The organism is Streptomyces rubiginosohelvolus (assembly GCF_014649875.1).
GTDB lineage: Bacteria > Actinomycetota > Actinomycetes > Streptomycetales > Streptomycetaceae > Streptomyces > Streptomyces rubiginosohelvolus.
In genome coordinates this window covers 1-24,291 of sequence record NZ_BMTW01000003.1, presented here as the reverse complement: position 1 = coordinate 24,291, position 24,291 = coordinate 1, and the positions used below count along the sequence as shown (strand labels likewise).

The window sequence follows — 24,291 nt, the reverse complement described above, 5'->3', positions numbered from 1 at the left end:
CGCTTGGGTTCCGCTGACCCTCCCTGGAGAACTCGGATGCGTCTTTCCCGCCCCCGCGCCACGCAGCCGACCCGCGCCGAGCGTGTCCGGTCGATCCTGACCGTCGCCCACTCCATGACGGTGGTCAGCGACGGGCTGCACACCGAAGTCCGCCGCCTCGACGGCACGGGCGCGATGGGCCACATCCACCTGCACGCCCCGAACGACGGCAACCACGCGCCGAGCACGGAACGCGTCCCGGCCCGCCTGGAGTTCACGGACATCGCCGCCACTCCCGTACGCGACCGGCTGCGCGCCCGCGTCACGGTCACCGGGCTGCTGGCCTCCCCGTACAGCACCGACACCGAGCAGTCCACCTGCATGGAGTTCGGGCAGGCCGTGCTGGAGGACGCCGAGGGGCGCACCTTCGTCACCCTGGAGGAGCTGGAGGAGGCGGAGACCGACCCGATCGCCGCCTGCGAGGCGGGCATGCTCACCCATCTCGTGGACGACCACGCCGAACTGGTCCCGCTGCTGCTGCGCCTGGTCCACCCCCGCCCGGAGCGCGGCATGACCCGGGCCGTGCCGCTGGCGATGGACCGGTACGGCGTCACCCTGCGGCTCGAATACCCGAGCACCCACGAGGACGTCCGGCTGCCGTTCCCCCGCCCGGTCACCGAGATCGACCAGGCCGGCCCGCAGATCCACGCCCTGCTGGCCGCCGCCCGCCGCGTCTCCCACCGCAACGGCCTGCCCGCCTGAGCGGTCCTACGGTTTCGGCAGCCGCTGGGCCGGGACCGCCGGCACATCCGGGGCGAACGCGGAAAGCCGCGCCAGCAGGTCCCCGAACGGGCCGTCCGCCGGCTCCTGGGACAGCACCCGCAGCACGATGCCCGCCATCTCCTGGTCGTACGCGGCGCTGACGGCGGCCAGCGCCGCGAAGTCGTGCACCAGCTGCTTCTCCAGCTCCTCGCGCGGAATGCGCCGCCCGTCCAGCCAGATCAGCGCCGTCGACTCGGCGAGCGACACCCAGGAGCGCACCACCAGCTCCAGCCGGGCGGGCGGTTCGCTCACCCCGAGGTGCGTGATGATCTGCTCGTACGCGGCCTGCCGCACCCCGTCGATCATGGCGTTCGCCGTCGATGAGCCGGCCGCGGGCCCGCCGCGCATCAGCGCCGAGAAGCCCGGGCCGTGCTCGTCGACGAAGTCGAAGAACCGCCCCATCACCCGCAGCAGCCGCGCTCCCAGGGGCCCTTCGAGGGGCTCCAGGAAGCGAGCCGCCAACTCGTCGGCGGCCCGGCGCAGCGCCGCCTCGTACAGGCTCTGCTTCCCGGGGAAGTAGTGGTACACCAGCGGACGCGAGATCCCCGCCGCGGCGGCGATCTCGTCGATCGACACGTCCTCGGGCGAGCGGCGGCTGAACAAGTCCAGCGCGACGCCGATCAGTTGCTGTCTGCGCTCGTCGACGCCCATCCTGCGCCGCACCCCGGTCGTCATGCGAACAGCCTAGCCGGGGTGCGCACGTACGGGCCCTAGAGGTCCAGGACGAGACGCCCGCCCCGGCACCGCGAGACGCAGATCAGCATCGAGTCGCCCCGCTCGTCGTCGGTCAACAGCTCGTCCCGGTGGTCGATCTCGCCCTCCAGTACGCGCTGTTGGCAGGTCCCGCAGAACCCCTGCTCGCAGGAGTACGCCACATGGGGCAGCTCCGCGCGGACGGCGGCCAGCACCGACTGCCCGGCCGCGACCGGCACCGTACGCCCGCTGCGCCGCAGCTCCACCTCGAACGCCTCGGAGCGTTCGGAGCCCGCCGTGCCGCCCGTCGCGGCCGAGAACCGCTCCAGATGCAGGGTGCAGCCCTCGGGGAGCCCGGCGGTGGCGGCGGCCATCAGCGGCTCGGGCCCGCAGCAGTAGACCGCCGTCCCCGGGGCGAGGTCCGCCAGCGCCCCCGCCACGTCCGGGTGGCCCGCCTCGTCCTGGGCGACGACCGTGACCCGGTCCCCGTCCGCTCCCAGCTTCTCGATCTCCTCCAGGAACGGCATCGACGCCCGCGACCGGCCCCCGTACAGCAGCCGCCACTCGGCGCCCGACGCGGCCAGCGCCCGCAGCATCGGCAGGACCGGGGTGATCCCGATACCGCCGACGACGAAGACGTACCCCGGGGCCTCGGTCAGCGGGAAGCGGTTGCGCGGCCCGCGCACCTCCACCTCCAGACCCTCCTGGAGCTGTTCGTGCACCTCCCGCGAACCGCCCCGGCCGTCCGCCACCAGCCGGGTCGCCACCGTGTACGCCCCGGTGTCCGCCGGGTCGCCGCACAGCGAGTACTGCCGCACCAGGCCGGACGGCAGCACCAGATCCAGATGGGCCCCGGGTGACCAGGGCGGCAGGGCGGTTCCCTCCAGCCGGAGCTGGACCACCCCTTCGGCGACCTCGGTCCGCCCGGTGATCAGCAGCTTGCGGACCGCCGTCGCGCGCCGCTTCGAGTGACCCGATATCGGCTCGGGCAGGGCGGGTAGCGGCCACAGCGGGGACCGGGCGATCCGGCGTTTCAGGGCGCGCCGGGTGAGCAGGGCGGCGCCGGAGACCAGCACGACGGTATGGAGACGGGGCAGCGCCATCGGTCAGGCCCCCTTCGCCGTGGCGGATTCGGCGGATTCGGCGGCGAGGGCGGCGGGGGAGCGGGTCAGATACGCGACGGCCTGGGCCGTACTGCCTTCATGCGAGGGGTGGTAGGACCGGCTGAGATAGCTGGGGACGGAACGCAGGATCGAGCCGGTGCTCGGCAGTGTGCCCTGCTTGCCGCTCGCGTGGAACGCTTTGAAGGAGGCCTTGCCGTCCAGCAGTGTGGGGTCGTTCTCCATGAAGAACCGGGTGCCGCGCTGCCAGAGGAACACCAGCGCGGAGAACGCCGCCGCCCAGGTGCGCACACGCCGCCGGTAGCCGCCGTCCACATGCATGAAGACGTCGAAGGCCACCGACCGGTGCTCCACCTCCTCGGCCCCGTGCCAGCGCAGCAGGTCCAGCATCGTCGGGTCCGCGCCCTTGCGGTCCAGGGCCTCGGCGTTGAGGATCCAGTCGCCGAGGAACGCGGTGTAGTGCTCGATCGCCGCGATCGTCGCCACCCGCTCCATCAGCCACCACTTCGACGCCCGCCCCGGCGGCAGCGTCCGGTCCCCGAGCAGCTTCTCGAAGAACCAGTCGACCTGCGCGGTGTACGGGGTCGGGTCGAGGCCCAACTCCCGCAGATGCGGCAGCACATCGTCGTGCGCCTGCGAGTGCACGGCCTCCTGCCCGATGAACCCGATGACGTCCTCGCGGAGCTGGTCGTCGTGGATGTACGGGAGGATCTGCCGGTAGACGTGGATGAACCAGCGTTCCCCGGCCGGGAGCAGCAGATGGAGCACGTTGATGGTGTGCGTGGTGAACGGGTCGCCCGGCACCCAGTGCAGGGGGGTCTTCTCCCAGGCGAAGGACACCTTGCGGGCCTTGAGGGGCGTCCGCTCCGACGCGACCGCCGCTGGCTGCGTGTTAGACATGCTGTCAATGTACTGACGGGTATGCGGGCGGACCAGAGGCGTGCAGGGATTTTCCCTGCGGCTCCGCGAGGCGTCGCGCGATGATCGCCGTATGACGAAACCCGTGCAGGCCCGCTCCTTCGACGCGATCGCCGCCGCCTACGACGCCCACCGTCCCTCCTACCCGCCCGCGCTGTTCGACGCGATCGAGGAGCTGGCCGGAATCCCGCTCTCCGGAGCCCGGGTCGCGGACGTCGGCGCGGGCACGGGGCTCGGCACGGCCCGGCTGTACGAGCGAGAGGCCCGGATCACCGCGGTGGAGCCGGGGGACGGGATGGCCGAGCAGTTCGCCCGGAGCCTGCCGGACGTGCCGCTGGTCCGGGGCGACGGGAACAACCTGCCGCTGCGGACCGGGTCGATGGACCTGATCACGTACGCCCAGGCGTGGCACTGGACCGACCCCACCCGCTCGATCCCCGAGGCCCGCCGGGTGCTGCGGCCGGGCGGTGCGCTCGCCCTGTGGTGGAACGACGGCGACCCGGACGTGGAGTGGCTGGTGGACCAGGAGAACCGGATGCGGGTCTTCTTCGGGGTGGAGGTCCCGGCCGTCCCGAACCGCCGGGCCCGCTTCCGCGCCGTACTGCCCGATGGGCTGGACTTCCGCACCCGGCAGGTGGCGTGGAGCCGCCGCGTACCGGTCGACGCCCATATCGCCAACATGGCCACCCACTCCGACTTCCTGATCGGCGACCCGGTGGCGGTCCGCGACTTCTTCGACCGCGAACGGGCCCTGCTGGCATCCCTGTTCCCGGACGGCGAGGTCGAGGAGGCGTATCTGGTGAGTCTTGCCGTAGCCCACCCGTAGCCCCGCTTCCGGGTGCAGGATGGCCCGATGGTGACACAACCGGAATGGCGAGACACGCGGCGCGGCGGGGCAACAGCCCTTGTCCTGGCGGGATTTCTGCTCCTGGCCGGGTGCAGCACGGAACCGGCCGAAGACAACGGCGGCCCGGAGCGGCCCACGCCGAAGCCGGCCGCGACGGGCACGCTGGAGGAGCTGGCGAAGAAGGCCGGCTGCGCCCCGAACGTGCAGACCGACGCGGCCGAACTCCGGCAGGCGAACTGCAAGGCCGATGACGGGCGTTACGTCCTCACCACCTTCGCCACCGACCGCGGGCAGCGGGAGTGGATCAACGAGGCCAAGGACTACGGGGGCTCGTACCTCGTCGGACGGCGGTGGGTGGCCGTCGGTGAACCGGAGGTGGTCGCGGCGCTGCGCGGCCGGCTCGGGGGTACGGTGGAGACCGCCTCGCCTCACCACTCGGGGGACAGTGGCGGAGGGGGGAGCGAGGACGAGCACTCCGGTCACCACCCGGGCTGACCGCGCAGGTTCACGGGGGCCGCACGCGCCGCGTCAGCGGCAGCGGCGGCCGTCGTTGATGCACCGCACCAGCTTGTTCATGAGCCGGTCGTCGAAGACGTTGATGAAGTCACCATGATCGGTGATCGGCTTGTGCAACTGCTCGGGGAACGAGTCCACGGCGAAGCCGGGCCCCGGCGGAACGTCGTAGACGATGCGCTGCACCAACTGAGGCACCGCCCGGAATCCGTTCGGGCACCGCCCGTCGTCCTGCGCGAACGCCACATGGGTGCGGTGGTTGGCGCTGTCGGTGTTCTGCCCGTCCCAGCAGTTCTGGAAGGCGAACGTCCGCACCACCTGACTGCCCTCGGGGCAGATCGGATACTTGTCCGTCAACTGGCGGTCCTCGAATCCGGTGCAGCTCCACGAGGCGTTGGCATTGGCGTCGCCGTTGGTGAACGCCTTCGCGTCGCCGGTGATGATCCGCAGGAAGCGCGGCATCGCGGTGACCCGGCCGACGGGCGAGCCGACGAACTTCAGCGTCACCTGGGACGGGGTCTGGATCTCCCCGACGTTCTGGTCCCGGCCGCCGCCGTCCGCGTCCACGTCGTTCTCGTCCTGCCCGTTCTGCAGGCGCAGGACCGGCCAGTAGTAGGTGGAGCGGTCGCCCTGGTTACGGCAGGTGGTCGCGCCGTTCGCCAGATCGTCGTCGCTCGCGAAGGCGTCGTTGGCCTGGTTGCCGATGTAATCGTGCATATGGTGCGCGCCGTTGCTCACGCCGGGCGCGACGATGACGTTGTCCGGGTTGAATTTCCCGTTCTCATTACGGCCGCAGTCGGTGGTGAAGGTGCCCCGGGACGCGCCGCGGCGCTGGCGGGGCCGGTCGACGTTGGGCTGGACGGACTGGATATCGACGAAATCGGCGGCCACGGGCCCGTTGCCGCCCTGGCCCTGGTCCTGCCCGGGGTCCTCGCCCTGGCCGGGATCCTGACCTTGGCCCGGGTCCTGTCCGGGGTCCTGCCCCTGGCCCCCGTCCTGGCCCTGGCCGCCGTCCTGACCATCGTCACCGGGGCCGCCGTTGCCGCGACCACCGTTGCCATCACCGCGGCCGCCCCCGTTTCCGCCGCGGCTGTCGTCGGCGCGCAGGCTGCATCCGGCGAGGCTCTCCAGCCCCGCGGGCCGCTCGCCCGCCCGCCCGATCGCGATGCCGATGCGGTCGAGGCTCGCCGTCCGCTTGCTGCGCAGCGGGCCGAGCACGGCGTTCTCCGCCAGCCCGGGATCCCGGGCTATCTGCTCCTTCCGGTCCGCGAACTGCTGGTAGGCGTCGGTGATCTGGGTATCCATCGCCGCGAGTTCGCGGTCGACCTCCCCGCGTGCCTCGTTCGGCACCTCGGGCAGTCCGTTGACGGCTTCGGGACAGTCGATGGTGGACAGCTGGCGGCCGGCGTTCTGCGTCCGGGTGGGCGGAGAAGAACCGGACGGTCCTTCTCCCGCGGAGGCGTAGACATTGACCGCGACCAGACCGCCTCCCCCCAGGATCAGGGCTGCGGAGGCGGCGATGGCCCGGTTGGCCAGCGTGGAACGTTTCTTGCGCGATGTGCGTCGCATGGGACTCCTCGTGCTTCGAGGGAGAAGCGTGACGTCCCATACGGACGGGAGGCCCGACCCGTTCAGCTCATCCCCCGACTAGCCTGCGAAAGCCGCCAGTTGCTCGTCCACCGGGGCTCCCGTGAGCCGGTTGGCCAGGGTCGACAGGGTGTACGCGCCGATGCCCAGCACCACTTCCAGGGCGTTCTGCTCGGTGTAGCCGTACGCGAGGAAGTCCCGCAGGTCCGCGTCGTCCACCGCGCCCGCCGAGGCCAGCACCGCCAGGGTGAACCGCCGTACAGTGTCGAGGCGTTCGTCCGGCAGTGGAGCCCCCGTGCCGTCTCGCAGGGCGGCGATCAGCGCCGGGTCGGCGTCCAGGGCGGTCAGCTTCGCGGTGTGCATCGCGACGCAGACATGGCAGTCGTTGCGGGTGGCCATCGTCATGACGACGACCTCGCGGGAGAGCGGGTCCAGCGTGCAGGCATCGAAAATCGCGCTGATCTTCAGGAAGCCGTCCAGGGTGTGGGGCGAGGCCGCGAGCCGGGCGACGGCGGCGGGCCGGTAGCCGAGGCGCTCCGTCACCGCCTCCATGGCACGCCGCGATGCGGGTGGGGCGGTGGCGGGGGTGAGATCGGCAAAGGGCATGGCGAACCTCTCAGGGAGCTAGGATCGACAACATGGTTGACGAAAAAAAGGTAAACCAGGTTGTCGAGTCCCGCAACGGCTTCGAGCTGCCGCTGCTCCTCTTCGCCGGCTTCCGCTCGATCATCGACGCCCTGCACCGGGACCTCGCCGAGCGCGGACACCCCGAAACCCGGCCCGCGTACGGCTTCGCCCTCCAGGCGGTGGGGCGCGACGGCGCGGCCATCAGTGACATCGGGCGACGCCTCGGGGTCTCCAAGCAGGCCGCCGGGAAGACCGTCGAGAAGCTGGAGGCGCTCGGTTACGTGGAGCGCGCCCCGGACCCCGCCGACGGCCGACGCACCCTGATCCGCCTCACCCCGCACGGCGTCGACCTGCTGGCCCGGTCCGCCGAGGGCTTCGACCGGCTGCGGGCGGACTGGGCCCGGGCGCTCGGCGAGGAACGGCTGGCCGCCCTGGAGCAGGACCTCCGCACGATGGCCCCGGGCGGCGCGTTCCGGCTGGACGCGGCGGGCTGGTTCACGGGCTGAACGGAGCCGAGGGTCCCGGCCGCGTACGACGGAGCCGGGGGCCCCGGCCGCGTACGACGGAGCCGGAAAGCCCCGGCCCCGTAAACGCACACGCTCAGCCGCGGTCCAGATACGCCAGCACCGCCAGCACCCGGCGGTTGTCGTCGTCCGACGGGGGCAGGTCCAGCTTCCCGAAGATGTTCGACGTGTGCTTGGCCACCGCCCGCTCCGTGATGACCAGCTGCGAGGCGATGGCGGCGTTCGACCTGCCCTGCGCCACCAGCTCCATCACCTCCCGCTCGCGCGGGGTGAGGCCCCCCATCGGCTTGTCCTGCGAACGGCGCGACAGGAGCTGGGAGATGACCTGCGGGTCCATCGCCGTACCGCCCGCCGCCACCCGCCGTACCGCGTCGATGAACTGGTCCGCGTCGAAGACCCGGTCCTTCAGCAGATAGCCGACCCCGCCGTTGCCGTCCGCCAGCAACTCCCGTGCGTACAACTGCTCCACGTGCTGCGAGAGCACCAGCACCGGCAGCCCCGGCCGGGCCCGTCGGGCGGCCAGGGCGCACTGGAGGCCCTCGTCCGTGTGCGACGGCGGGAGCCGGACGTCGACGACAGCGACGTCCGGCTCCAACTCGGCCAGTGCCTTGGTCAGTTCGGGCCCGGTCTCCACAGCCGCCGCGATCTCGAAGTCGTACGCCTCCAGCATGCGCACCAGGCCGTCGCGCAGCAGGAAGAGATCTTCGGCTAGGACAACTCGCAAGGGATCTCCATGGTCACCATGGTGGGACCGCCCGCGGGACTGCTGACGGCCAGGACGCCGTCGAATGTACCCAGTCGCCGTTCGATTCCGCTCAGGCCCGAGCCCGATCCGACCGCCGCGCCGCCCCGGCCGTCGTCCGTCACGGAGATCCGGAGCATCCCCTCCGCGTGGTGCAGGTCCACGTACACCCGCTCGGCCTCCGCGTGCTTCACCGTGTTCGTCAGGGCCTCGCTGACCGCGAAGTACGCCGCCGACTCCACCGGGGCCTCGGCCCGGCCCGGCAGCTCGACCGTCACCTCGGAGGCGACCGGCAGCCGCAGCGCCAGCGCCTTGACCGCGTCGCCGAGACCGCGCTCGGCGAGGACCGGCGGGTGGATGCCCCGGACCAGGTCGCGCAGCTCGGTGAGGGCCTCCGCCGAGGACTCCCGGGCCGTCGCCAGCAGCTTCTTCGCCTGCGCCGGGTCCTTCTCGATCAGCGCCTCGATCGTGCCCAGGTTCATGCCCATCGCGACCAGCCGGGCCTGCGCCCCGTCGTGCAAGTCCCGCTCGATGCGGCGGAGTTCGGCGGCGGCGGTGTCCACGGCCTCGTGCCGGGTCTCGGTCAGCCGCTCGACGCGCTGCGCCAGCTGCTGGTCCCGGGTGGGCGCCAGCACCGTACGGGCGAGCAGGAAGTGCGACCGCAGCAACGGTGCGGAGGCCCGCATCCCCAGGTGGAAGAGCACGAGCCCCAGCGCCAGGGCCGCGATGCCCGTCGCCTGGCTGTCCACCGGCACGAACCCGTACCAGTACGGATCGTCCTGGAACACCCGCCACAGCCCCGCTGCCAGGACGAGGCCCTCCACCGGGTAGATCATCAGGGCCGCCGCCAGGACCGCCAGCACCGTTCCCGCCGTCATGTCCACCAGCAGCCACAGCAGATCCCGCCAGGTCGCCGGATCCTTCAGCATCAGCGTGGTGCGCTCCACCTGACCGGTGACACCCGGCCGCAGATCCTTCGGGAAGGGCCGGTACGGAACCGGGATCCGCACGTCCGACCAGGTCGCCGCCCACAGCCGCCGCTGGTTGGCGTGCTTGCGGACCGCCTCCAGCACCACCGGGGTGGTGAACACCCCGATGCCCAGCAGGATGAAGGAGATCGAGACCACCGCGAGCACGAACAGGGTGATGGACACCGCAAGACCGACCACGGACAGGAACAGCCCCCGCCCCGCCGCCACCACCGACGGCCCCAGCCGCCCCGAGAACACCTTCATCGCGATCCCTCTCCCCTCACCGGAGCCGGGCCGATCCCCGATCCGGATGCCAGTCTCACCCGGGTCGGCCCCGCCGCGTCAGCCGGTCCGCCACCCGAAGGGGGTGTACCTGGCACCACCCCCGCATCCGCCCCCTACGCCTCCGCGACCGGGGGCTTCGACGGCTGGGGCGGACCGCCCCCGATTCCTAGATTCGAAGCGTCCCGATCCACTTACCTGACGCTTACCTCCGGGGGAGAGACCACATGAGGCGCAACCTCGCCGCACGCATCGGCGTGTGGAGCACACACCACCGCAAGACCGCCGTATTCGGCTGGCTGCTCTTCGTCGTGCTCGCCACGGGCATCGGCGGAGCCACCGGCATGGTCGAGATGACCAACGCGGAGAACGGCGCCGGGGAGTCCGCCCGCGCCGAGCAGATCCTCCTCGACGCCGGGCTCGACAAGCCCGCGGGCGAGCTGGTCATGGTCTCCGCCCCCGCCGCCGGCGACTGGAAGCCGGCCGCCGAGGCTCTCACCACCGCCGTACGCGAGACCGGCGAGGCGCAGAACATCGCCCCGCCCGTTGCCTCGAAGGACGGCAAGGACGCCCTGGTCACCTTCGAGATGAAGGGCGACGCCGCCACCTCGCCCGACCGGATCCAGCCCGTCCTGGACGCGGTCGCCGCCGTGGGCGACGACCACCCGGACGTCGAGATCCACCAGTTCGGCGAGGCCAGCGCGGGCAAGTGGCTCGGCGACCTGCTGGCCGAGGACTTCAAGAAGGCCGAGTTCACCGCCGTACCGCTGGCCCTCGGCATCCTCGTCGTCGCCTTCGGCGCGATCGTCGCCGCCCTGCTCCCGGTCGGGCTCGCCCTCACCGCGTGCATGGCCGCCTTCGGCCTCCTCTCGATCGCCAGCCACCAACTGCACCTGTTCCAGACGACGTACTCGGTGATGTTCCTGATGGGCTTCGCCGTCGGCGTCGACTACTGCCTCTTCTACCTGCGCCGCGAACGCGACGAACGCGCCGCCGGACGGGACGCCGAGACCGCCCTGCGCATCGCGGCCGCCACCAGCGGCCGGGCGGTCCTCGTCTCCGGCCTCACCGTGATGGTCGCGATGGGCGGCATGTTCCTCTCCGGCCTCCTGCTCTTCAAGGGCTTCGCGCTCGCCACGATCATCGTCGTGTTCATCGCCATGCTCGGCTCGGTCACCGTCCTGCCCGCCCTGCTCTCCTGGCTCGGCGACCGCGTCGACGCGGGCCGCATCCCGCTGCTGAACCGCCGCGCCAAGCACGGCCACACGGGCAGCGGCCGCGTCACCGGCCGGCTGCTCGGCCCGGTCCTCGCCCGCCCCCGCACCTTCGCCGTCGCCGCCGTCGTCCTGCTGCTCGCCCTCGCCGCGCCCGCCCTCGGCATGAAGACCGAATCCCTCGGCCTGGAGAAGCAGTTCGGCTCCGACTCACAGCTCTCGATCGCGTACACCCGCATCACCGACAGCTTCCCCGGCGGACCCGCCCCCGCCCTCGTCGTCGTCACCGCGCCCGACATCACCACCCCGGAGGTCACCAAGGCCCTGGGCGGCTTCGAGGACGTGACCGTCCACCGGGACAAGAACGTCGCCGAGATCGAGATCCCCCTGCCGAAGGGCGAGGACAACCTCACCGAACTGCGCGAGCGGACCCTGCCCGCCGCGTTCGACGGCACCGGGGCGCAGACCCACGTCACGGGCGAGACCGCCGGATCGGTCGACTTCAACGACCAGCTCCGCCGCGGCATCGTCCCGGTCTTCGCCTTCATCACGGCGGTCACCTTCCTGCTGATGCTGTTCTGCTTCCGCAGCTACGTCATCGCCGTGACGTCCATCGTCCTCAACCTGCTCTCGGTGGCCGCCTCCTACGGGGTGATGACCGCCGTCTTCCAGCACGGCTGGGGCGCCTCGCTCATCGGTTCGGAGGGGGTCGGCGCGATCGAGGCGTGGATGCCGCTGTTCGTCCTCGTCGTCCTGTTCGGCCTCTCCATGGACTACCACGTCTTCGTCGTCTCCCGGATCCGTGAGGCACGCGGTGGCGGCCTGGACAGCCGGTCGGCCATCGAGACCGGTCTGCGCCGCACGGCCGGGGCGGTCACCGGAGCGGCGGCCATCATGGTGGCGGTCTTCGCGGTCTTCGGGACGCTGTCCATGCAGGACATGCAGCAGATGGGTGTCGGCCTCGCCGTCGCGGTCCTGCTGGACGCCACCGTCGTACGGATGGTGCTGCTGCCGTCGGTGATGCTGCTGCTCGGCGAGCGCAACTGGCGCACCCCGCGCGGGCTTTCCCGGCTCCCGAGCCTGGAGCACGAGGAGCCCGCCGAGCCGGAGCGCGACACCGTACGCGTCTGAGCACACGGGGGCGGCCCCGGAGCACGGTGAACGAGAACCGTGCTCCGGGGCCGCCGGACGTGCTGTCATGCGAGGCCGAACCGGCCGGTCAGGGCGTGTACTTGTACCCCACGCGGCGAACCGTCTGGATGGAACGGCGGTACTCCGCGCCCAGCTTGCGGCGCAGCCGCGCGACATGCACGTCGACGGTGCGCCCGTCGCCCACATGCCCGTAGCCCCACACCGTCGTCACCAACTGGTCGCGGGTGTGCACCCGGTGCGGGTGCGCCACCAGATGGGCCAGCAGCTCGAACTCCAGGTACGTGAGGTCGAGGACGACCCCGTCGACCGAGGCCGTACGCCGGGTGGCGTCGATCCGGACCGGACCGGCCGACACCCCCTCGGCACCGGCAGCCGCACCGGAGGCCGCGTCGGGCGCCGGCCGGAGCGGGGCACCGGCGACGGCCCCCGCGAGCGCGGGCTGCTGGTCGGCCGGCACGAGCACCAGGTAACCGATCATCGGCGGCTGGCCGGGCAGCGAGGGCAGGGTGTGCGGCGGGGCCGGCAGCCAGGTGGCCCCGGGCGGGAGGAAGCCCGCCACGTCGGCCGGGGCCGCGACCTCGTCGCGGTCGACCGCGCGCAGCCGGTGCCGGTTCGGGTGGGCGGGCAGGGAGCGGGCGGGGACGGAGCGGGCGGTGGGGTGGGCCGCAGCGGGCGCCGGGGACGCCGCGGTGGCGGCGGACGCGGCGGAGAAGGTACGAGTGTTCGCCATGAGGGTCAGCTCTTTCGCGCGAGGAGTCGTCAGGGGACGGACTTACGTCGTACGCGCGGACCGAAGGCCGGGGTGAGCGGCTTTAGTGGGCCTGCGCGTTCCACGCGCGGCAACACACCCGGTCGAAATCATGGTGCTGACGGGAAGGCCAGAACGGTTCGAGGTCGCTGCGACCCGACGCGATGTACTGGAAGCTGGCCATGTCCTCCATTGAAGCAGACATTGCGGCCGTGCATCAGACTCCTCTCGCCCCTCGATACGGCCCGCCGCCGTTACGTTCCTCACGCGACGCCCTCCGCGCCCACGCGGGAGGAGCGACCGAGCCCACGCGGGAGAGGCGACCGCACCCACGCCGGAGGGGCGACCGCACCCACGCCGGAGGGGCCCGCCGGCGAACCGGCGGGCCCCTCGTACGTACGCGATCGGTGTCGGGATCAGACCTGGTCGGCCTTCTCCAGCGCGGTGCAGCAGGTGTCGACGATCAGCCGCGTGACGACGTACGGGTCGACGTTGGCGTTCGGGCGGCGGTCCTCGATGTACCCCTTGCGGTCCTGCTCGACCTGCCACGGGATACGGACCGAGGCGCCGCGGTTGGAGACGCCGTAGCTGTACTCGTTCCACGGGGCGGTCTCGTGCAGACCCGTGAGCCGGTCGTCGATGCCCGCGCCGTAGTTCTTCACGTGGTCCATCGGCTTGGAGCCCTCACCCAGCGACTCGCACGCGGTGATGATCGCGTCGTAGCCCTCGCGCATCGCCCGGGTGGAGAAGTTGGTGTGCGCGCCCGCACCGTTCCAGTCGCCCTTAACCGGCTTCGGGTCCAGCGTCGCGGAGACGTTGAAGTCCTCGGCGGTGCGGTACAGCAGCCAACGGGCCACCCACAGCTGGTCGGAGACGTCCAGCGGGGACAGCGGGCCCACCTGGAACTCCCACTGGCCGGGCATGACCTCGGCGTTGATGCCGGAGATCCCGAGCCCCGCCGCCAGGCAGTTGTCGAGGTGCTTCTCCACGATCTCGCGGCCGAAGATCTCGTCCGCGCCGACCCCGCAGTAGTAGCCGCCCTGCGCGGCCGGGAAGCCGCCCTCGGGGAAGCCGAGCGGCCGGTGGCCGTCGAAGAAGGTGTACTCCTGCTCGATGCCGAAGATCGGGGCCTGGCCCGCGAACTGCTCGGCGACCGGACGCAGCGCGGCACGCGTGTTGGACTCGTGCGGCGTCATGTCGATGTTGAAGACCTCGCACAGGACGAGGACGTCGTCACCGCCGCGGATCGGGTCCGGACAGGTGAAGACGGGCTTCAGCACCCGGTCGGACGCGTGGCCCTCGGCCTGGTTGGTGCTGGAACCGTCGAAGCCCCAGATAGGCAGATCCGCCACGTCCCCCGACGGCGCGCCGTCCATGATCTTCGTCTTGGAGCGAAGCTTGGCGGTCGGCTCGGTGCCGTCTATCCAGATGTACTCAGCCTTGAACGTCACGGACGCCATCCTTTGCGGGTGCAGCGGTCTATGCAGCGCAGCTTGGCAAGACGCGATTTCCCGTCCGTTGCCCGAGTGTGAACCCCGTGTTACCGAGGTTTCCTGCGGTTTTCCGCAGTGCGCGGGCGGCCTCAGGGACTGCGTTTCAGAGGCTGCTCTTCAGCAGAGCCGAGAACCCGGCCGCCCGCATCCGGCGCACCAGCTCCTCCCGGCTCGACCCCAGCGCGGCGGCCGCCCGGTCCAGCTCCCAGTCGGCCCCGGCCACCGTCCGCAGCAGATGGCCCCGGCGGATCTGGGCGTCGGAGAGCCGGAACGTCTTGAGGTAGGCGACCTGTCCCTTGTGATCGGTGATCGTCTCCCCGATGTGCTGCCCGCCCCCGTCCCGGACGAACGGCGGCAGAAAGCGCCACAGGGTGAAGGACTTCATCCGGTACACCCGGTCGAACGCGTACGAGGTGTCCAGCAGCTCCCGCGCGAACAAGGTGTCGTGCGCCTCGGCCCAAGCCCGCTCCTGCGCCCGCGCGGCCGACCGCAGCTCGCCGAGGTCCCGGATGTGCTCCGCGCCCCCGATCCGCACCGGAGTGCCGGCCACCGGCGCCCCGTACAGCGCGTACTGGTGCACCAGCTCCCCGTAGAGGTCCTCCACCAGCGAGGCGTGCAGCAGGCGGTAGTCGTCCGGGTGCGGCACCACGAACGCGGCGGCGAGCGCGTCGGAGACGTACACCATCACCCCGCACTGGCCAGGATGGATCTCGAAGATCCGCAGCGCGTCCGCGAGCCCGCGCACCGACCGCCCGAGGTACGCGTCCTCGGCACGCGGCGAGAGCCCGTCGCGCAGGGCCGTACGCGACCACTCCTCCCAAGCGGTCGACGGACCGCCGAAGTGCAACGCGAGATACCCCTCCAGCGCCAGGTGCAGCGGCAGGAACCGCAACCGGTCGCCGGGCCGCCGCTTGGCCATCCGGTGGTGCGGCACCGGCGTCAGGGGAATGGTCCGGGGCGCGTCGCCGCCACCGAACTGGGTGCCGTACGCGGCCGACTGCCGGCCCGCCCCCGAGCCCCGGCCGTCCTCCTCGCCCGACCAGTCGGCGACCAGCCCGTGCGGAATGTACGAGAGGTAGCGCTCCCGGGGCCCGAGCTCGACGATCCCCGCGCCGAGGCCCTCGTACACCTCGCGATGCAGCCGCAGCCCTGCCACCGGAGCCTCGCGAATCAGCGGGACGAGCCGGACACCGCCCCACACCTGCGCGGGACCGGCGGTGAGTCCGGTCAGCTCCAGCCGGTTCACGGTGTCACGTCCTCTCGGGGCGCCCGCGCGGTGCGGGCGTTCGTCGGTGCCGACAACGGCCGCTTCACGAGGCCGCTCCCTCTCCGGTGAACCGGGCCACCTGCCGGTCCAGATACGCGTACAGCTCCGCGGGGCCCGAGCGCCCCTCCGCGAACCGGGCGATCTCCACCAGGGCGGGCAGATCCTCCGCGTCCCGGATCCCGGCCGTCGCCACCCCCGCAGCCAGCCGCCGCACGTCGAAACCCTCCGCGTCGTATACGGGGTTGACGTGCACCACCGCCGTCCGCCGCGCCGGATCCAGCCGGCGCCGCCACACCCGCAGCACCTCGCCCGCCAGGCCCGCCGGGGCGTTGTCCCAGCCGTCCGAGACGATCACCAGCCGGTTCGGAGCAGCCCCGTCGGCCCCCGGCTCCAGCGCGTCCAGGATCCGCATCCCGAGCGGGGTCGGCCCCGACGGACGGACGAGCAGGGCGTCCCGCGCCCCCGAGGTCCACAGCCCCCGGTAGGCCCCCGGAGCGGCGAGCACCGCCAGCAGGTGGTGGCAGGCCAGCGCCACGGCGAGCGGCCGACGCCGCTTCTGCCCCGAACCGGACGAGGAGAAGCTGTCGTCCAGCACCGCGTGCACCCGCCCCCAGCTCCCCGCGTGCGCGCCCGCCGCCCGCCGGGCCGCCGCGCGGAGGGCGCCGGTCAGCTCGGCCCGGCGCTCGGAGCGCTCCTCGAAGCCGAGCGACAGCACGTACAGCGCGAGCCGCGTCAGCGGCATCACGGTCAGATCGACGTCCGGCCGCCGGTCGCCCACCACCCGCTGCTCCTGGGTGCGCAGCCGCTCCAGCCGGGTCATCCGGGGCGCGGCCCGCTTCAGGAACACCTCGCGCTTCATCCCGTGCTTGGCGGCGAACCCCTCCGCCACGGTGAACGGCAGCTCGGCCACGGCCCCCTGCTCGTAGTGGGCGCGCCGCCAGGCGTCCAGCGTCCCGTGCTCGTACCGGGGCAGCCGGCCCGGCCGGAACAGGAACGCCCCGACCTCGGCGAGCGGCCCGCGCCCCTCGGGGCAGGGCAGGTGGACATGCCGGGCGACGGTCTTCAGCCCGGCCCGGTACTTCACCGCGTCATGGCCCAGATCCGGCCGGGCCGCCAGCCAGTCCCGCATGATCGCCCGGGTGCGCCGGTTGTTGACCTTGGCGCGACGCAGCTCGCCGAAGAGCCGGTAGACGCGCTGCGGCGGCAGCGCCGCCAGCCGGGCCGCGATCAGCCGGCCCTCGGTACGCCGCTCCTCGGGGGACGCCTCGTCCGCGGTCTCCAGCAGGCGGCGCACGATGAGCGCCGCGTTGTGGTGATTGATGTCCAGCGCCAGCGAAGCCGCGTACACCCGGCGGTAGTTGACCCGTACGTAGGTGTGCAGGAAGTCCAGGGAGAGCTGTTGGTCGACGGCGCGGGAGCGGAACTCGCGCTGCCCGGTCGCGGTGATCGCCGCGTTCACGAAGAGGAGGACGTCCTCGGCGGCGACGAGGTCGGCGGGGCTGTCGTCGCGGCTGTCGGGCGTGTTCATGGTCGTCCCCCGGGTGGCTGGAGTGCCGGCCGGGGAATGGGGGCGCGAACAACGAAATCATCGCTTCACAGGCACGTCTCGGAAGTCGCACCGGAGTCCCGCGGCCGGCTCCGGAAACGTAACGGGGCGGGGCGGGTCCGCGCCACCGCATTCGGGTCCGGAGTCGCCCGGGGCCCGGTGTGGGCTCAGGGTCCCGGCGTCTTTCGAGCCTGGCGTGATGGCGGGCCCCGGGCCCCCCGCCCGGTCGGCCGCCGCGCCCGGCACACTGGCACGTATGACGACTGCGGACACCACTCCTCCTCTGCGCATCGGCCTCCTCGGCACCGGCCCCTGGGCCCGTAACACCCAGGCCCCCGCGCTCGCCGCCCATCCCGGCGTCGAGCTGAGCGGAGTGTGGGGCCGCCGGGCCGAGGCGGCGGACGCCCTCGCCACCGCCCACGGGACCCGGGCGTACACCGGCGAGGAGGGGATCGACGCGCTCCTGGAGGCGAGCGACGCGGTGGCCTTCGCGCTGCCGCCGGACGTCCAGGCCCCGCTCGCGGTCCGGGCGGCGGAGGCGGGCTGCCACCTGCTGATGGACAAGCCGGTCGCCACGACGGTCGCCGGAGCCCGCGCGGTGGCCGAGGCCGCGGAGAAGGCGTCGGTGGCCTCGGTCGTCTTCTGCACGCTGCGCTTCGCACCCGAGACCTCCGCCTGGATCGCCGAACAGGCGGCGGTGGACGGCTGGTTCACGGCGCGCGCCCAGTGGCTGGGCTCGCTCTACGCCGCCGGTTCGGACAGCGAGTACGCGGACTCCCCGTGGCGGCGCGACAAGGGCGGCCTGTGGGACGTCGGCCCGCACGCGCTGTCCGTGCTGATCCCGGTCCTGGGCGACGTCGAGCACCTGACGGCCGCTGCCGGACCGGCCGACACCACGCACCTGATCCTGCGCCACACCTCCGGCGCGTCCAGCACGGTGACCCTCGGCCTGAGCGCCCCGCCCGGCGCGGCGGGCGTCGAGATCGAGTTGCGGGGCGAGCGGGGTACGGCGTCGATCCCGGGCTGGGCCGGCGCGGAGACCGCGTTCCGGGGCGCGGTGGACGCCCTGGCCGAAGCGGTACGTACGGGAGTGCCGCACCCCTGCGACGCGCGCTTCGGCCTCCACCTCACGGAGCTGCTGGCGGCTGCGGAGGAGCAGGCGGGCTGACCGGCGGCAGGGAGCGGCACAGGGCGTCGAGCGCCTCCGGGTAGGCGGATTCGGCGGGGGTCGCGTACCCGACGACGAGCCCGTCGCGGTGGGGGACGCAGGGGGCACCGGCAACGGTACGGTGTTCCGCCCCCGGGTGCAGATAGTCGCCAAGACCCTCCACCGCGAGCCCCTGCCAGGCCGCCGCCCGGACTGCCGACCGCTCGGTGCCGGGCGGCAGTTCCAGCACCGCGTGCAGCCCGGCCGCGATCCCGGTGACTCGGACGTGCGGGGCCCGCGCGTGCAGGGCGGCCACCAACTGGTCCCGGCGGCGGCGGTGGCGCTGCCGCATCCGGCGTACCTGCCGGTCGTACGCGCCCGACTCGATGAAGTCCGCGAGGGTGAGCTGCTCGGTGGCGCTGGAGAACGGCTCGCGCTCGCCCTTGGCCGCGACAACGGGGGCGACGAGCCGCTGGGGGAGCACCATCCACCCGATCCGCAGAGCGGGGGAGAGGCTCTTGCTCACCGACCCCAGCAGCACCACGTGCTCGGGGTCGAGCCCCTGGACGGCCCCCACGGGCTGCCGGTCGTAGCGGAACTCCCCGTCGTAGTCGTCCTCGACGACGAGCCCGCCGGTGGCCCGGGCCCAGTCGACAACGGCCGCCCGCCGCTCGGGGTGCAGCGGCCCGCCGGTGGGGAACTGGTGGGCGGGCGTGAGGAGTACGGCCCGGTCGTGGCGGGTGAGCCCGTCGACCCGGGCGCCGTCCGCGTCCACCCCGAGCGGCCGGGTGCCGACCCCGTGGGAGGCGAGCAGCTCGCGGTGGAAGGGCAGCCCGTACTCCTCCGCCGCCCACGGACCGCCCACCACCTCCGCGAGCAGCCGCAGCCCGTGCGCGGCGCCCGAACAGAGCACGATGCGCTCCGGCGCGGCCCGCACCCCGCGCACCCGGGCGAGATACCCGGACAGGGCCCGCCGCAGCTCGGGCCGCCCGTGCGGATCGCCGGGCCCGAACGCGTCGTCGGGGGCGGCCGCCAGCGCCCGCCGGGCCGAGGCGAGCCAGGCGGTGCGCGGGAAGACCGAGGGATCCGGCTGCCCCTGGACGAGGTCATGAACCGGGCGGGCGACGCGCTCGGGGGTACGCGGCCGGTGCACCGGGGTCACGGGGGCGGCCCGCTCGGCGACCCGGGTCCCCGACCCCTGGCGGGCGGCCAGCCACCCTTCCGCGACCAGCTCCGCGTACGCGTCGGCGACGGTGTTGCGGGCCAGGCCCAGGTCGGCGGCGAGCGAACGGTAGGGCGGCAGCCGGGTGCCGGGGGCGAGCCGCCCGCTGCGCACGGCCTCACGCAGGGCATCCATCAGCAGGGCCCGGCGATTCCCGGTGCCGGAGAGTTCCAGGGGCAGATCGCTGCCCAGGATCTCCGCCGAATTGACCCATGAATTCATCACAGAAATGCACCCCGTACCCAGTCGCCTGTCGCCCTAGATTCGTACCCATGACGACGACGGAGATCAAGACGAACGACCGCACGACCGCCCCCGCCACCACCGTCCGGAGCAACCCGGCCACGGCCCGGCTCGACTTCGCGAAGACCGCCCCGAAGGTCTTCCGGGCCGTGATCGGCCTGGACGCGGCGGCCCGCGCGGGCCTGGACCCGACCCTGGTCGAACTGGTCCAGATCCGCGCCTCGCACCTGAACCGGTGCGCGTACTGCCTGCACATGCACACCACGGACGCGCGCAAGGCGGGCGAGAGCGAGGAGCGCCTGCACATGGTCGCGGTGTGGCAGGAGGCGGACCACTTCTTCACGGACCGGGAACGGTCCGCCCTCGCCCTGACGGACGCGGTCACCCGGATCGGCGACGCGGGTGTCCCGGACGAGGTCTACGACCGCGCGGCGGCCCACTTCGACGAGGAGGAGCTGGCCCACCTGCTGGCCCTGATCTTCACGATCAACACCTGGAACCGCATCGCGCTGTCCACGGCCAAGCGCGCGGGCACGGACGAACGCTGAGCCTGCCCGGCACGCGCCGGCCCCGGGCTCACATCAGCCGGGTCCGCAGCTCCAGCCAGGCATCCACCTCGGCCCGCAACGCCGGGTCCCCTACCCGGGGCAACAGCTCACCGGCCGCGAGGGAGAGCCGCTTGGCGGCCCGGGAAGCGTTGACGGCCACCAGGGTCTCGCGTGCGTACGGAGTCGACTCCCGGGTCGCCACGTCCGCCCGGGACACCGGGATGGCGTGCAGGCAGGCCCGTACGGCCGTATCCGGTTCGAGCAGCCCGTACCGCGCGATCTCGCAGACGGTGTCGGTACGGTCGAGGAGTCCGGCGGCCTCGCACGCACCGAGCAACCAGAGCGCCGACTCCTCCCAGACAGACCGATCGTGACCGAATCTCCGCTCACCTTCGTCCGGCAGGAGCTGCCTGCACGCGACCCATAGGAACCACCACCAGCGCGCCGCTTCGGCCGCCTCGTCCGGCTTCCGCCGCCGCGCCCAGGCATCCCGCTCCGGCGCACCGAGCCCGACCAGATGCCGGACCTGGTCGCGTCCCGCCTCCCGGGACCACGGCGAGGGCTCGCCGCGAGGACCGGGCGCGAACCAGGCGGGGACCGTCATCGCCAGCACCTGGCCGCTCTCCTCGTCGGCCAGCACCGCCACCCGGCTGTCCGCGCGGACGAAGCGCCGGCACCCGACGCCGTCGGGCGCGACTTCGACGAGGGGGAAGCCGACCCGTTCCAGATCCGCGGCAAGCGCGTCGACCGACAACGGGACGTCGAGCCGGTGGGCCTGCACGGTGACATACAGACCGCGCCAGCCGTCACCCTCCCGCTCCCACGCGACCTCCACCAGCTCGTAGCAGCGGAGCAACTGCCCGGGCCCGGTGCGGCTCTCGACGAACCCGTCGCCGAGGAGACCGGTCACCTCGGCGGGCGTACTGGTCGCATCGGCGCCGCGCACGGCACCCGTGACGACGAAGTCGGTGAAGAACGCCATGCCGGGGGAGAGCTGCCGGACCGTAGACGGGCCCTCGGCCTCAGGCACCACACCCTCAGGCACGACGCCCCAGCGCGTCCCGCACGGCCTCCTCGCTCCGCGCCACCACGGCGGTGCCGTCCTCGGCTGTGATGATCGGCCGCTGGATCAGCTTCGGATGCTCGGACAGCGCGACGATCCACCGCTCCCGCGAACCGGCCTCCCGCGGCCAGCCCTTGAGACCCAGCTCCTTCGCCGCCGCCTCCTGCGTCCGCGTGATGTCCCACGGCTCCAGACCGAGCCGGTCCAGCACGGCCCGGATCTCCTCGGGCGACGGCACGTCCTCCAGATAGCGGCGGACGGTGTAATCGGCCCCTTCGGCGTCCAGCAGAGTCACCGCGCTGCGGCACTTCGAACAGGCGGGATTGATCCAGATCTCCATGGGGCCAAGGATACGCAAGGGACTGCCGAAAAGGCCTCTGGCCAGGGGCGATTGTCAGTGGGGGGCAGTAAAATGGAGGGAGTTCGTGAGGGTTCCACCACGCTGCCAGGAGGATGCCGATGGCCGTCGCCACAGTCACGACCGAGCCGCTCGACCGACAGCTCCCGATGCCCTTCCACCCGCCGCTCCCCACGCCGCCCGCGAAGAAGCGGCTGCCCGCCGGCCGCCCCCGCGAGTGGTACGTCTCCCACAACCGCCGCCTCAAGGCCATGCGCCTGGCCATCGCCCTGCTCGACAGCGGGGTCTACCAGCCCTCCAGCGCCGGCAACCACCGGATACGGATCACCGCCGAGCGCCTGGGCATCCACCCGCCGTCCGACACCACCTGCCGCATGGTCCGCGCCCTGATCCGCTACGGCCGCTGACTCCACCGCTCACCGACCGCTCCACCCGTGCCCCCGGCCCCTCTGCATCCGGCCGGGGGCACCGGCACGCCGTCGGCCGCCGTCCGGCACCATGACCTCGACCGCACAGGGGAACGGGCGAAGGGGCATCACCATGGCTGCCGATCTATGGACGTCGGTCGTCTCGCTCGCGGGGGTGGCGCTGGGCGGCGGACTGACGGCTCTCGCTCAACGCGCCACACAACGCTCGGCGGAACGCGCGGAGGAACGTCGCCAGACCGCGGCCACCACGGAGAGCCGCAGAGCCGAACAGATCGACGTACTCAAGGAGTTCGTCTCCTGCGCCCAGGCCGCGGAACGTGCCGCCTACCGCCGCCCCGACCCGTGGGGCGACGACGAGGACGGCTGGATGACGCAGACGGGCCCGGTCATGACCGCGCTGTGGACCGCGTCCGGCAATGTCACGCTCCTGTGCGACGAGGCCCTGCGCGAGCCGGTGCGGACGTACGGCCACGCGCTGAACGCAGCCGTGTGGCGCGACATCGGTGACGTCGAGGTCAACGAACACCTGGAGGAGGCCAAGACGGCGTTCATGAACGCGGCACGGGCGAGCCTCGCAGGCGCCTGACCGCTGAGGACGACGAGTAGGATCCCAGCCCCATGAAGGCACTCATCTCGGTCGACATGGAAGGCATCTCGGGGATCGTCCACTCCTCCGAGACGAACCTCGAGCGTTACGACTACCAACGCGGCCGGGAGTTGATGACGGCGGAGGCGAACGCGGTGATCGCGGGCGTCCTGGACACCGAGCCCACGGCCGACGTCCTGGTCGCGGACGCGCACGGCACCTTCCGCAACCTCCTGCCGGAGCAACTCGACCGCCGCGCCCGCCTGGTCCGGGGCAAGCCGCGCGCGCTGAACATGCTGGCCGGGCTGGACGAGGAGACGGACGCGGCGCTGTTCGTCGGCTACCACGTCCGCGCGGGCGAGGGCCCGGGCGTGCTGGCGCACACGATGAACGGCGAGATCCTCGACGTACGGGTGACGGGCCGCGCGCCGGACGAGGAGGTGCGGGGTACCGGCCGCGGGCCGGACGAGGACGTACGGGGCACCGCCCACACGCCGGGCGAAGGCGTACAGGTCACCGCCCCCACGCCGGGCGAAGACTCACGGACCACTGCCCGCTCCCTGGGCGAGATCGGGCTCAACGCCGCCATGGCCGGCCACCTCGGCGTACCGGTGGTCCTGCTCAGCGGCGACGACGCGGCCTGCGCGGAGGCTGCCGCCCTGATCCCCGAGGCGGTCACCGTCCCGGTCAAGGAGGCCCTGGGCATGGCGGCCGCCGTGACCCTGCACCCGGAGGAGGCCCGGGACCGGCTGCGCCGGGCGGCGGCGGACGCGGTGAGCCGCCGCACGGAGATCCCGCCACTGGCCCTCACCGGCCCGCTGGACGTGGAGGCCGACCTCGCGAGCCCGCACACCATCGACCTGGCGACCCTGGTCCCGGGCGTCTCGCGCACCGCGGGCGCCCGGACGGTCGCCTTCACGGCCCCCGACTACGGGACGGCGTACCGCTTGATCCTGCTGCTGGCGCAGCTCGCCACGATCAGGCCGGCCTAGGGCGTGTTCGAGGAGAGGGTCCTGCCTAGTACCAAGGGCGGGTGTCGTGCGCGGGCAGCGGCCGCAGTTTCGGCCAGTACGCCAGCAGGCGCACGGCCAGGGCGGAGCTGAGGCGGCCCACAGCGTGCAGGTGGTCGTGGTCGCGGGTCATGGCGGCGACCACGCCGAGGCGGTGGACGAGCCGCTCGCGGGCGGAGACGCGGCCCCACCGGAAGTCCTCGGTGGGTACCCGGGCGAACTGGTCGACCGTCCCGCGGTGGGCCCGCTCGACGAGCGCGTCTCCCTGGATCAGCCAGCCGGCGCACGCGTCGGCGAGGTCGCCCGGCACATCTCGGCCGGTGAGTCCGCGCCAGGTGGTCCGGTAGATGGTCTCGACCTCCGCGAGCGGGGCCGCGGCGACCGACATCGCGCACCAGCAGGTGGGGAAGCCGATGCGGAAGTAGGCGAGTTCGACCAGCCCGTTGCCGAGCGAGGCCCGTTCGAAGTCGACGAAACGGACACCGTCGGCGGTACGCAGATCGTTGCCGGGGCACGGGTCGCCGTGCAGCAGCGCATGATGCGGGGTGGGGTCCAACCGGGCGAAGAGGGCGGCGAGTTCATCGAGCACCACGGACGGGACGGGCACGTCGAGCGCCCGGGCCAGAGCGAGGAAGGACTC

25 protein-coding genes are annotated in these 24,291 nt (G+C 72.6%); 10 read left to right on the top strand and 15 right to left on the bottom strand.

Annotated elements, in window-relative coordinates; all coding sequences use genetic code 11:
- The first annotated feature begins 36 nt into the window (after positions 1-36).
- Complete coding sequence (locus IE134_RS09935; RefSeq protein ID WP_030718591.1) at positions 37-741, top strand: DUF2470 domain-containing protein; 705 nt, start codon at positions 37-39, stop codon at positions 739-741.
- Positions 742-747: 6 nt separating this feature from the next.
- Here IE134_RS09935 and IE134_RS09930 read toward each other — a convergent pair whose 3' ends face one another.
- Genes IE134_RS09930 through IE134_RS09920 form a run of 3 tightly spaced genes read right to left on the bottom strand, consistent with a single transcriptional unit; the run spans position 748 to position 3,515 of the window.
- Positions 748-1,476 carry a TetR/AcrR family transcriptional regulator gene (locus tag IE134_RS09930; RefSeq protein ID WP_030718594.1) on the bottom strand — a complete coding sequence of 243 codons (729 nt, stop codon included), beginning with the start codon at positions 1,474-1,476 and terminating at the stop codon, positions 748-750.
- 35 nt (positions 1,477-1,511) lie between these two features.
- Positions 1,512-2,597: a PDR/VanB family oxidoreductase gene (locus IE134_RS09925; protein WP_189430238.1), complete on the bottom strand. Its 1,086-nt coding sequence runs from the start codon at positions 2,595-2,597 to the stop codon at positions 1,512-1,514.
- Between the two features lie 3 nt (positions 2,598-2,600).
- Positions 2,601-3,515, bottom strand: a complete 915-nt coding sequence (locus IE134_RS09920; protein WP_030718600.1) for a metal-dependent hydrolase — start codon at positions 3,513-3,515, stop codon at positions 2,601-2,603.
- 91 nt (positions 3,516-3,606) lie between these two features.
- On the opposite strand from IE134_RS09920, the gene IE134_RS09915 reads away from it, so the two are divergent.
- Together IE134_RS09915 and IE134_RS09910 are read left to right on the top strand one after the other, a co-directional pair.
- The gene (locus IE134_RS09915) at positions 3,607-4,359 is read left to right on the top strand and encodes a class I SAM-dependent methyltransferase (RefSeq protein ID WP_189430237.1); all 753 of its coding nucleotides are present in this window, start codon (positions 3,607-3,609) and stop codon (positions 4,357-4,359) included.
- 27 nt (positions 4,360-4,386) lie between these two features.
- A complete protein-coding gene (locus IE134_RS09910; RefSeq protein ID WP_098018433.1) occupies positions 4,387-4,875 on the top strand; it encodes a hypothetical protein in 489 nt (162 codons plus the stop codon).
- 33 nt (positions 4,876-4,908) lie between these two features.
- Here the strand turns inward: IE134_RS09910 and IE134_RS09905 are convergent, their stop codons facing one another.
- Both IE134_RS09905 and IE134_RS09900 read right to left on the bottom strand, forming a co-directional pair.
- Entirely contained in the window at positions 4,909-6,462 is a 1,554-nt protein-coding gene (locus IE134_RS09905; protein WP_098895902.1) for a DUF1996 domain-containing protein, read from the bottom strand.
- Positions 6,463-6,540: 78 nt separating this feature from the next.
- Positions 6,541-7,086: a carboxymuconolactone decarboxylase family protein gene (locus IE134_RS09900; RefSeq protein WP_030718609.1), complete on the bottom strand. Its 546-nt coding sequence runs from the start codon at positions 7,084-7,086 to the stop codon at positions 6,541-6,543.
- Between the two features lie 32 nt (positions 7,087-7,118).
- Between IE134_RS09900 and IE134_RS09895 the strand changes: the two genes are divergently transcribed.
- On the top strand, positions 7,119-7,613 hold the full coding sequence (locus IE134_RS09895; RefSeq protein WP_189430235.1) for a MarR family winged helix-turn-helix transcriptional regulator: 495 nt from the start codon (positions 7,119-7,121) through the stop codon (positions 7,611-7,613).
- Positions 7,614-7,707: 94 nt separating this feature from the next.
- On the opposite strand, the gene IE134_RS09890 is transcribed toward IE134_RS09895, so the two are convergent.
- Both IE134_RS09890 and IE134_RS09885 read right to left on the bottom strand, forming a co-directional pair.
- Entirely contained in the window at positions 7,708-8,355 is a 648-nt protein-coding gene (locus tag IE134_RS09890) for a LuxR C-terminal-related transcriptional regulator (protein ID WP_010057721.1), read from the bottom strand.
- Complete coding sequence (locus IE134_RS09885; RefSeq protein ID WP_189430234.1) at positions 8,340-9,608, bottom strand: sensor histidine kinase; 1,269 nt, start codon at positions 9,606-9,608, stop codon at positions 8,340-8,342. Before IE134_RS09885 ends, IE134_RS09890 begins: the two co-directional genes overlap by 16 nt.
- A gap of 245 nt (positions 9,609-9,853) precedes the next feature.
- On the opposite strand from IE134_RS09885, the gene IE134_RS09880 reads away from it, so the two are divergent.
- Entirely contained in the window at positions 9,854-11,971 is a 2,118-nt protein-coding gene (locus IE134_RS09880) for an MMPL family transporter (protein WP_189430233.1), read from the top strand.
- A gap of 88 nt (positions 11,972-12,059) precedes the next feature.
- On the opposite strand, the gene IE134_RS09875 is transcribed toward IE134_RS09880, so the two are convergent.
- The 4 genes from IE134_RS09875 to IE134_RS09860 form a co-directional block, all read right to left on the bottom strand.
- A complete protein-coding gene (locus IE134_RS09875; protein ID WP_030718629.1) occupies positions 12,060-12,722 on the bottom strand; it encodes a winged helix-turn-helix domain-containing protein in 663 nt (220 codons plus the stop codon).
- 434 nt (positions 12,723-13,156) lie between these two features.
- Positions 13,157-14,191, bottom strand: coding sequence for a glutamine synthetase (glnII, locus tag IE134_RS09870; protein ID WP_010057727.1), 1,035 nt, complete (start codon positions 14,189-14,191; stop codon positions 13,157-13,159).
- Between the two features lie 145 nt (positions 14,192-14,336).
- Complete coding sequence (locus IE134_RS09865) at positions 14,337-15,479, bottom strand: ARPP-2 domain-containing protein (RefSeq protein WP_189430232.1); 1,143 nt, start codon at positions 15,477-15,479, stop codon at positions 14,337-14,339.
- A gap of 64 nt (positions 15,480-15,543) precedes the next feature.
- Positions 15,544-17,028: a hypothetical protein gene (locus IE134_RS09860; protein WP_189430231.1), complete on the bottom strand. Its 1,485-nt coding sequence runs from the start codon at positions 17,026-17,028 to the stop codon at positions 15,544-15,546.
- Between the two features lie 274 nt (positions 17,029-17,302).
- On the opposite strand from IE134_RS09860, the gene IE134_RS09855 reads away from it, so the two are divergent.
- Positions 17,303-18,214, top strand: a complete 912-nt coding sequence (locus IE134_RS09855; protein WP_189430230.1) for a Gfo/Idh/MocA family protein — start codon at positions 17,303-17,305, stop codon at positions 18,212-18,214.
- On the opposite strand, the gene pdxR is transcribed toward IE134_RS09855, so the two are convergent.
- Positions 18,174-19,637, bottom strand: coding sequence for a MocR-like pyridoxine biosynthesis transcription factor PdxR (gene pdxR, locus IE134_RS09850; protein WP_189430229.1), 1,464 nt, complete (start codon positions 19,635-19,637; stop codon positions 18,174-18,176). The genes IE134_RS09855 and pdxR overlap by 41 nt on opposite strands.
- 50 nt (positions 19,638-19,687) lie before the next feature.
- Between pdxR and IE134_RS09845 the strand changes: the two genes are divergently transcribed.
- The gene (locus IE134_RS09845) at positions 19,688-20,206 is read left to right on the top strand and encodes a carboxymuconolactone decarboxylase family protein (RefSeq protein WP_030718651.1); all 519 of its coding nucleotides are present in this window, start codon (positions 19,688-19,690) and stop codon (positions 20,204-20,206) included.
- A gap of 28 nt (positions 20,207-20,234) precedes the next feature.
- Here the strand turns inward: IE134_RS09845 and IE134_RS09840 are convergent, their stop codons facing one another.
- Both IE134_RS09840 and IE134_RS09835 read right to left on the bottom strand, forming a co-directional pair.
- On the bottom strand, positions 20,235-21,236 hold the full coding sequence (locus IE134_RS09840; RefSeq protein ID WP_229823478.1) for a hypothetical protein: 1,002 nt from the start codon (positions 21,234-21,236) through the stop codon (positions 20,235-20,237).
- Between the two features lie 7 nt (positions 21,237-21,243).
- Positions 21,244-21,609, bottom strand: coding sequence for an ArsC/Spx/MgsR family protein (locus tag IE134_RS09835; RefSeq protein ID WP_098018450.1), 366 nt, complete (start codon positions 21,607-21,609; stop codon positions 21,244-21,246).
- 119 nt (positions 21,610-21,728) lie between these two features.
- On the opposite strand from IE134_RS09835, the gene IE134_RS09830 reads away from it, so the two are divergent.
- From IE134_RS09830 to IE134_RS09820, 3 genes are all read left to right on the top strand, one after another.
- Positions 21,729-22,034 carry a hypothetical protein gene (locus tag IE134_RS09830; RefSeq protein ID WP_030718660.1) on the top strand — a complete coding sequence of 102 codons (306 nt, stop codon included), beginning with the start codon at positions 21,729-21,731 and terminating at the stop codon, positions 22,032-22,034.
- A gap of 133 nt (positions 22,035-22,167) precedes the next feature.
- Entirely contained in the window at positions 22,168-22,641 is a 474-nt protein-coding gene (locus IE134_RS09825) for a hypothetical protein (protein ID WP_089114931.1), read from the top strand.
- A 32-nt stretch (positions 22,642-22,673) separates the two neighbouring features.
- Positions 22,674-23,633 carry a M55 family metallopeptidase gene (locus tag IE134_RS09820; RefSeq protein ID WP_189430227.1) on the top strand — a complete coding sequence of 320 codons (960 nt, stop codon included), beginning with the start codon at positions 22,674-22,676 and terminating at the stop codon, positions 23,631-23,633.
- Positions 23,634-23,658: 25 nt separating this feature from the next.
- Here IE134_RS09820 and IE134_RS09815 read toward each other — a convergent pair.
- Positions 23,659-24,291, bottom strand: a 633-nt coding sequence (locus tag IE134_RS09815) for a phosphotransferase family protein (RefSeq protein ID WP_189430224.1), incomplete at its 5' end; no start/stop codon positions are given.

Coding starts and splice junctions, on each gene's coding strand:
- IE134_RS09935 (WP_030718591.1), top strand. CDS start 37: ATGCGTCTTTCCCGCCCCCGCGCCACGCAGCCGACCCGCGCCGAGCGT.
- IE134_RS09930 (WP_030718594.1), bottom strand. CDS start 1,476: ATGACGACCGGGGTGCGGCGCAGGATGGGCGTCGACGAGCGCAGACAG.
- IE134_RS09925 (WP_189430238.1), bottom strand. CDS start 2,597: ATGGCGCTGCCCCGTCTCCATACCGTCGTGCTGGTCTCCGGCGCCGCC.
- IE134_RS09920 (WP_030718600.1), bottom strand. CDS start 3,515: ATGTCTAACACGCAGCCAGCGGCGGTCGCGTCGGAGCGGACGCCCCTC.
- IE134_RS09915 (WP_189430237.1), top strand. CDS start 3,607: ATGACGAAACCCGTGCAGGCCCGCTCCTTCGACGCGATCGCCGCCGCC.
- IE134_RS09910 (WP_098018433.1), top strand. CDS start 4,387: ATGGTGACACAACCGGAATGGCGAGACACGCGGCGCGGCGGGGCAACA.
- IE134_RS09905 (WP_098895902.1), bottom strand. CDS start 6,462: ATGCGACGCACATCGCGCAAGAAACGTTCCACGCTGGCCAACCGGGCC.
- IE134_RS09900 (WP_030718609.1), bottom strand. CDS start 7,086: ATGCCCTTTGCCGATCTCACCCCCGCCACCGCCCCACCCGCATCGCGG.
- IE134_RS09895 (WP_189430235.1), top strand. CDS start 7,119: ATGGTTGACGAAAAAAAGGTAAACCAGGTTGTCGAGTCCCGCAACGGC.
- IE134_RS09885 (WP_189430234.1), bottom strand. CDS start 9,608: ATGAAGGTGTTCTCGGGGCGGCTGGGGCCGTCGGTGGTGGCGGCGGGG.
- IE134_RS09880 (WP_189430233.1), top strand. CDS start 9,854: ATGAGGCGCAACCTCGCCGCACGCATCGGCGTGTGGAGCACACACCAC.
- IE134_RS09875 (WP_030718629.1), bottom strand. CDS start 12,722: ATGGCGAACACTCGTACCTTCTCCGCCGCGTCCGCCGCCACCGCGGCG.
- IE134_RS09860 (WP_189430231.1), bottom strand. CDS start 17,028: ATGAACACGCCCGACAGCCGCGACGACAGCCCCGCCGACCTCGTCGCC.
- IE134_RS09855 (WP_189430230.1), top strand. CDS start 17,303: ATGACGACTGCGGACACCACTCCTCCTCTGCGCATCGGCCTCCTCGGC.
- pdxR (WP_189430229.1), bottom strand. CDS start 19,637: ATGAATTCATGGGTCAATTCGGCGGAGATCCTGGGCAGCGATCTGCCC.
- IE134_RS09845 (WP_030718651.1), top strand. CDS start 19,688: ATGACGACGACGGAGATCAAGACGAACGACCGCACGACCGCCCCCGCC.
- IE134_RS09835 (WP_098018450.1), bottom strand. CDS start 21,609: ATGGAGATCTGGATCAATCCCGCCTGTTCGAAGTGCCGCAGCGCGGTG.
- IE134_RS09830 (WP_030718660.1), top strand. CDS start 21,729: ATGGCCGTCGCCACAGTCACGACCGAGCCGCTCGACCGACAGCTCCCG.
- IE134_RS09825 (WP_089114931.1), top strand. CDS start 22,168: ATGGCTGCCGATCTATGGACGTCGGTCGTCTCGCTCGCGGGGGTGGCG.
- IE134_RS09820 (WP_189430227.1), top strand. CDS start 22,674: ATGAAGGCACTCATCTCGGTCGACATGGAAGGCATCTCGGGGATCGTC.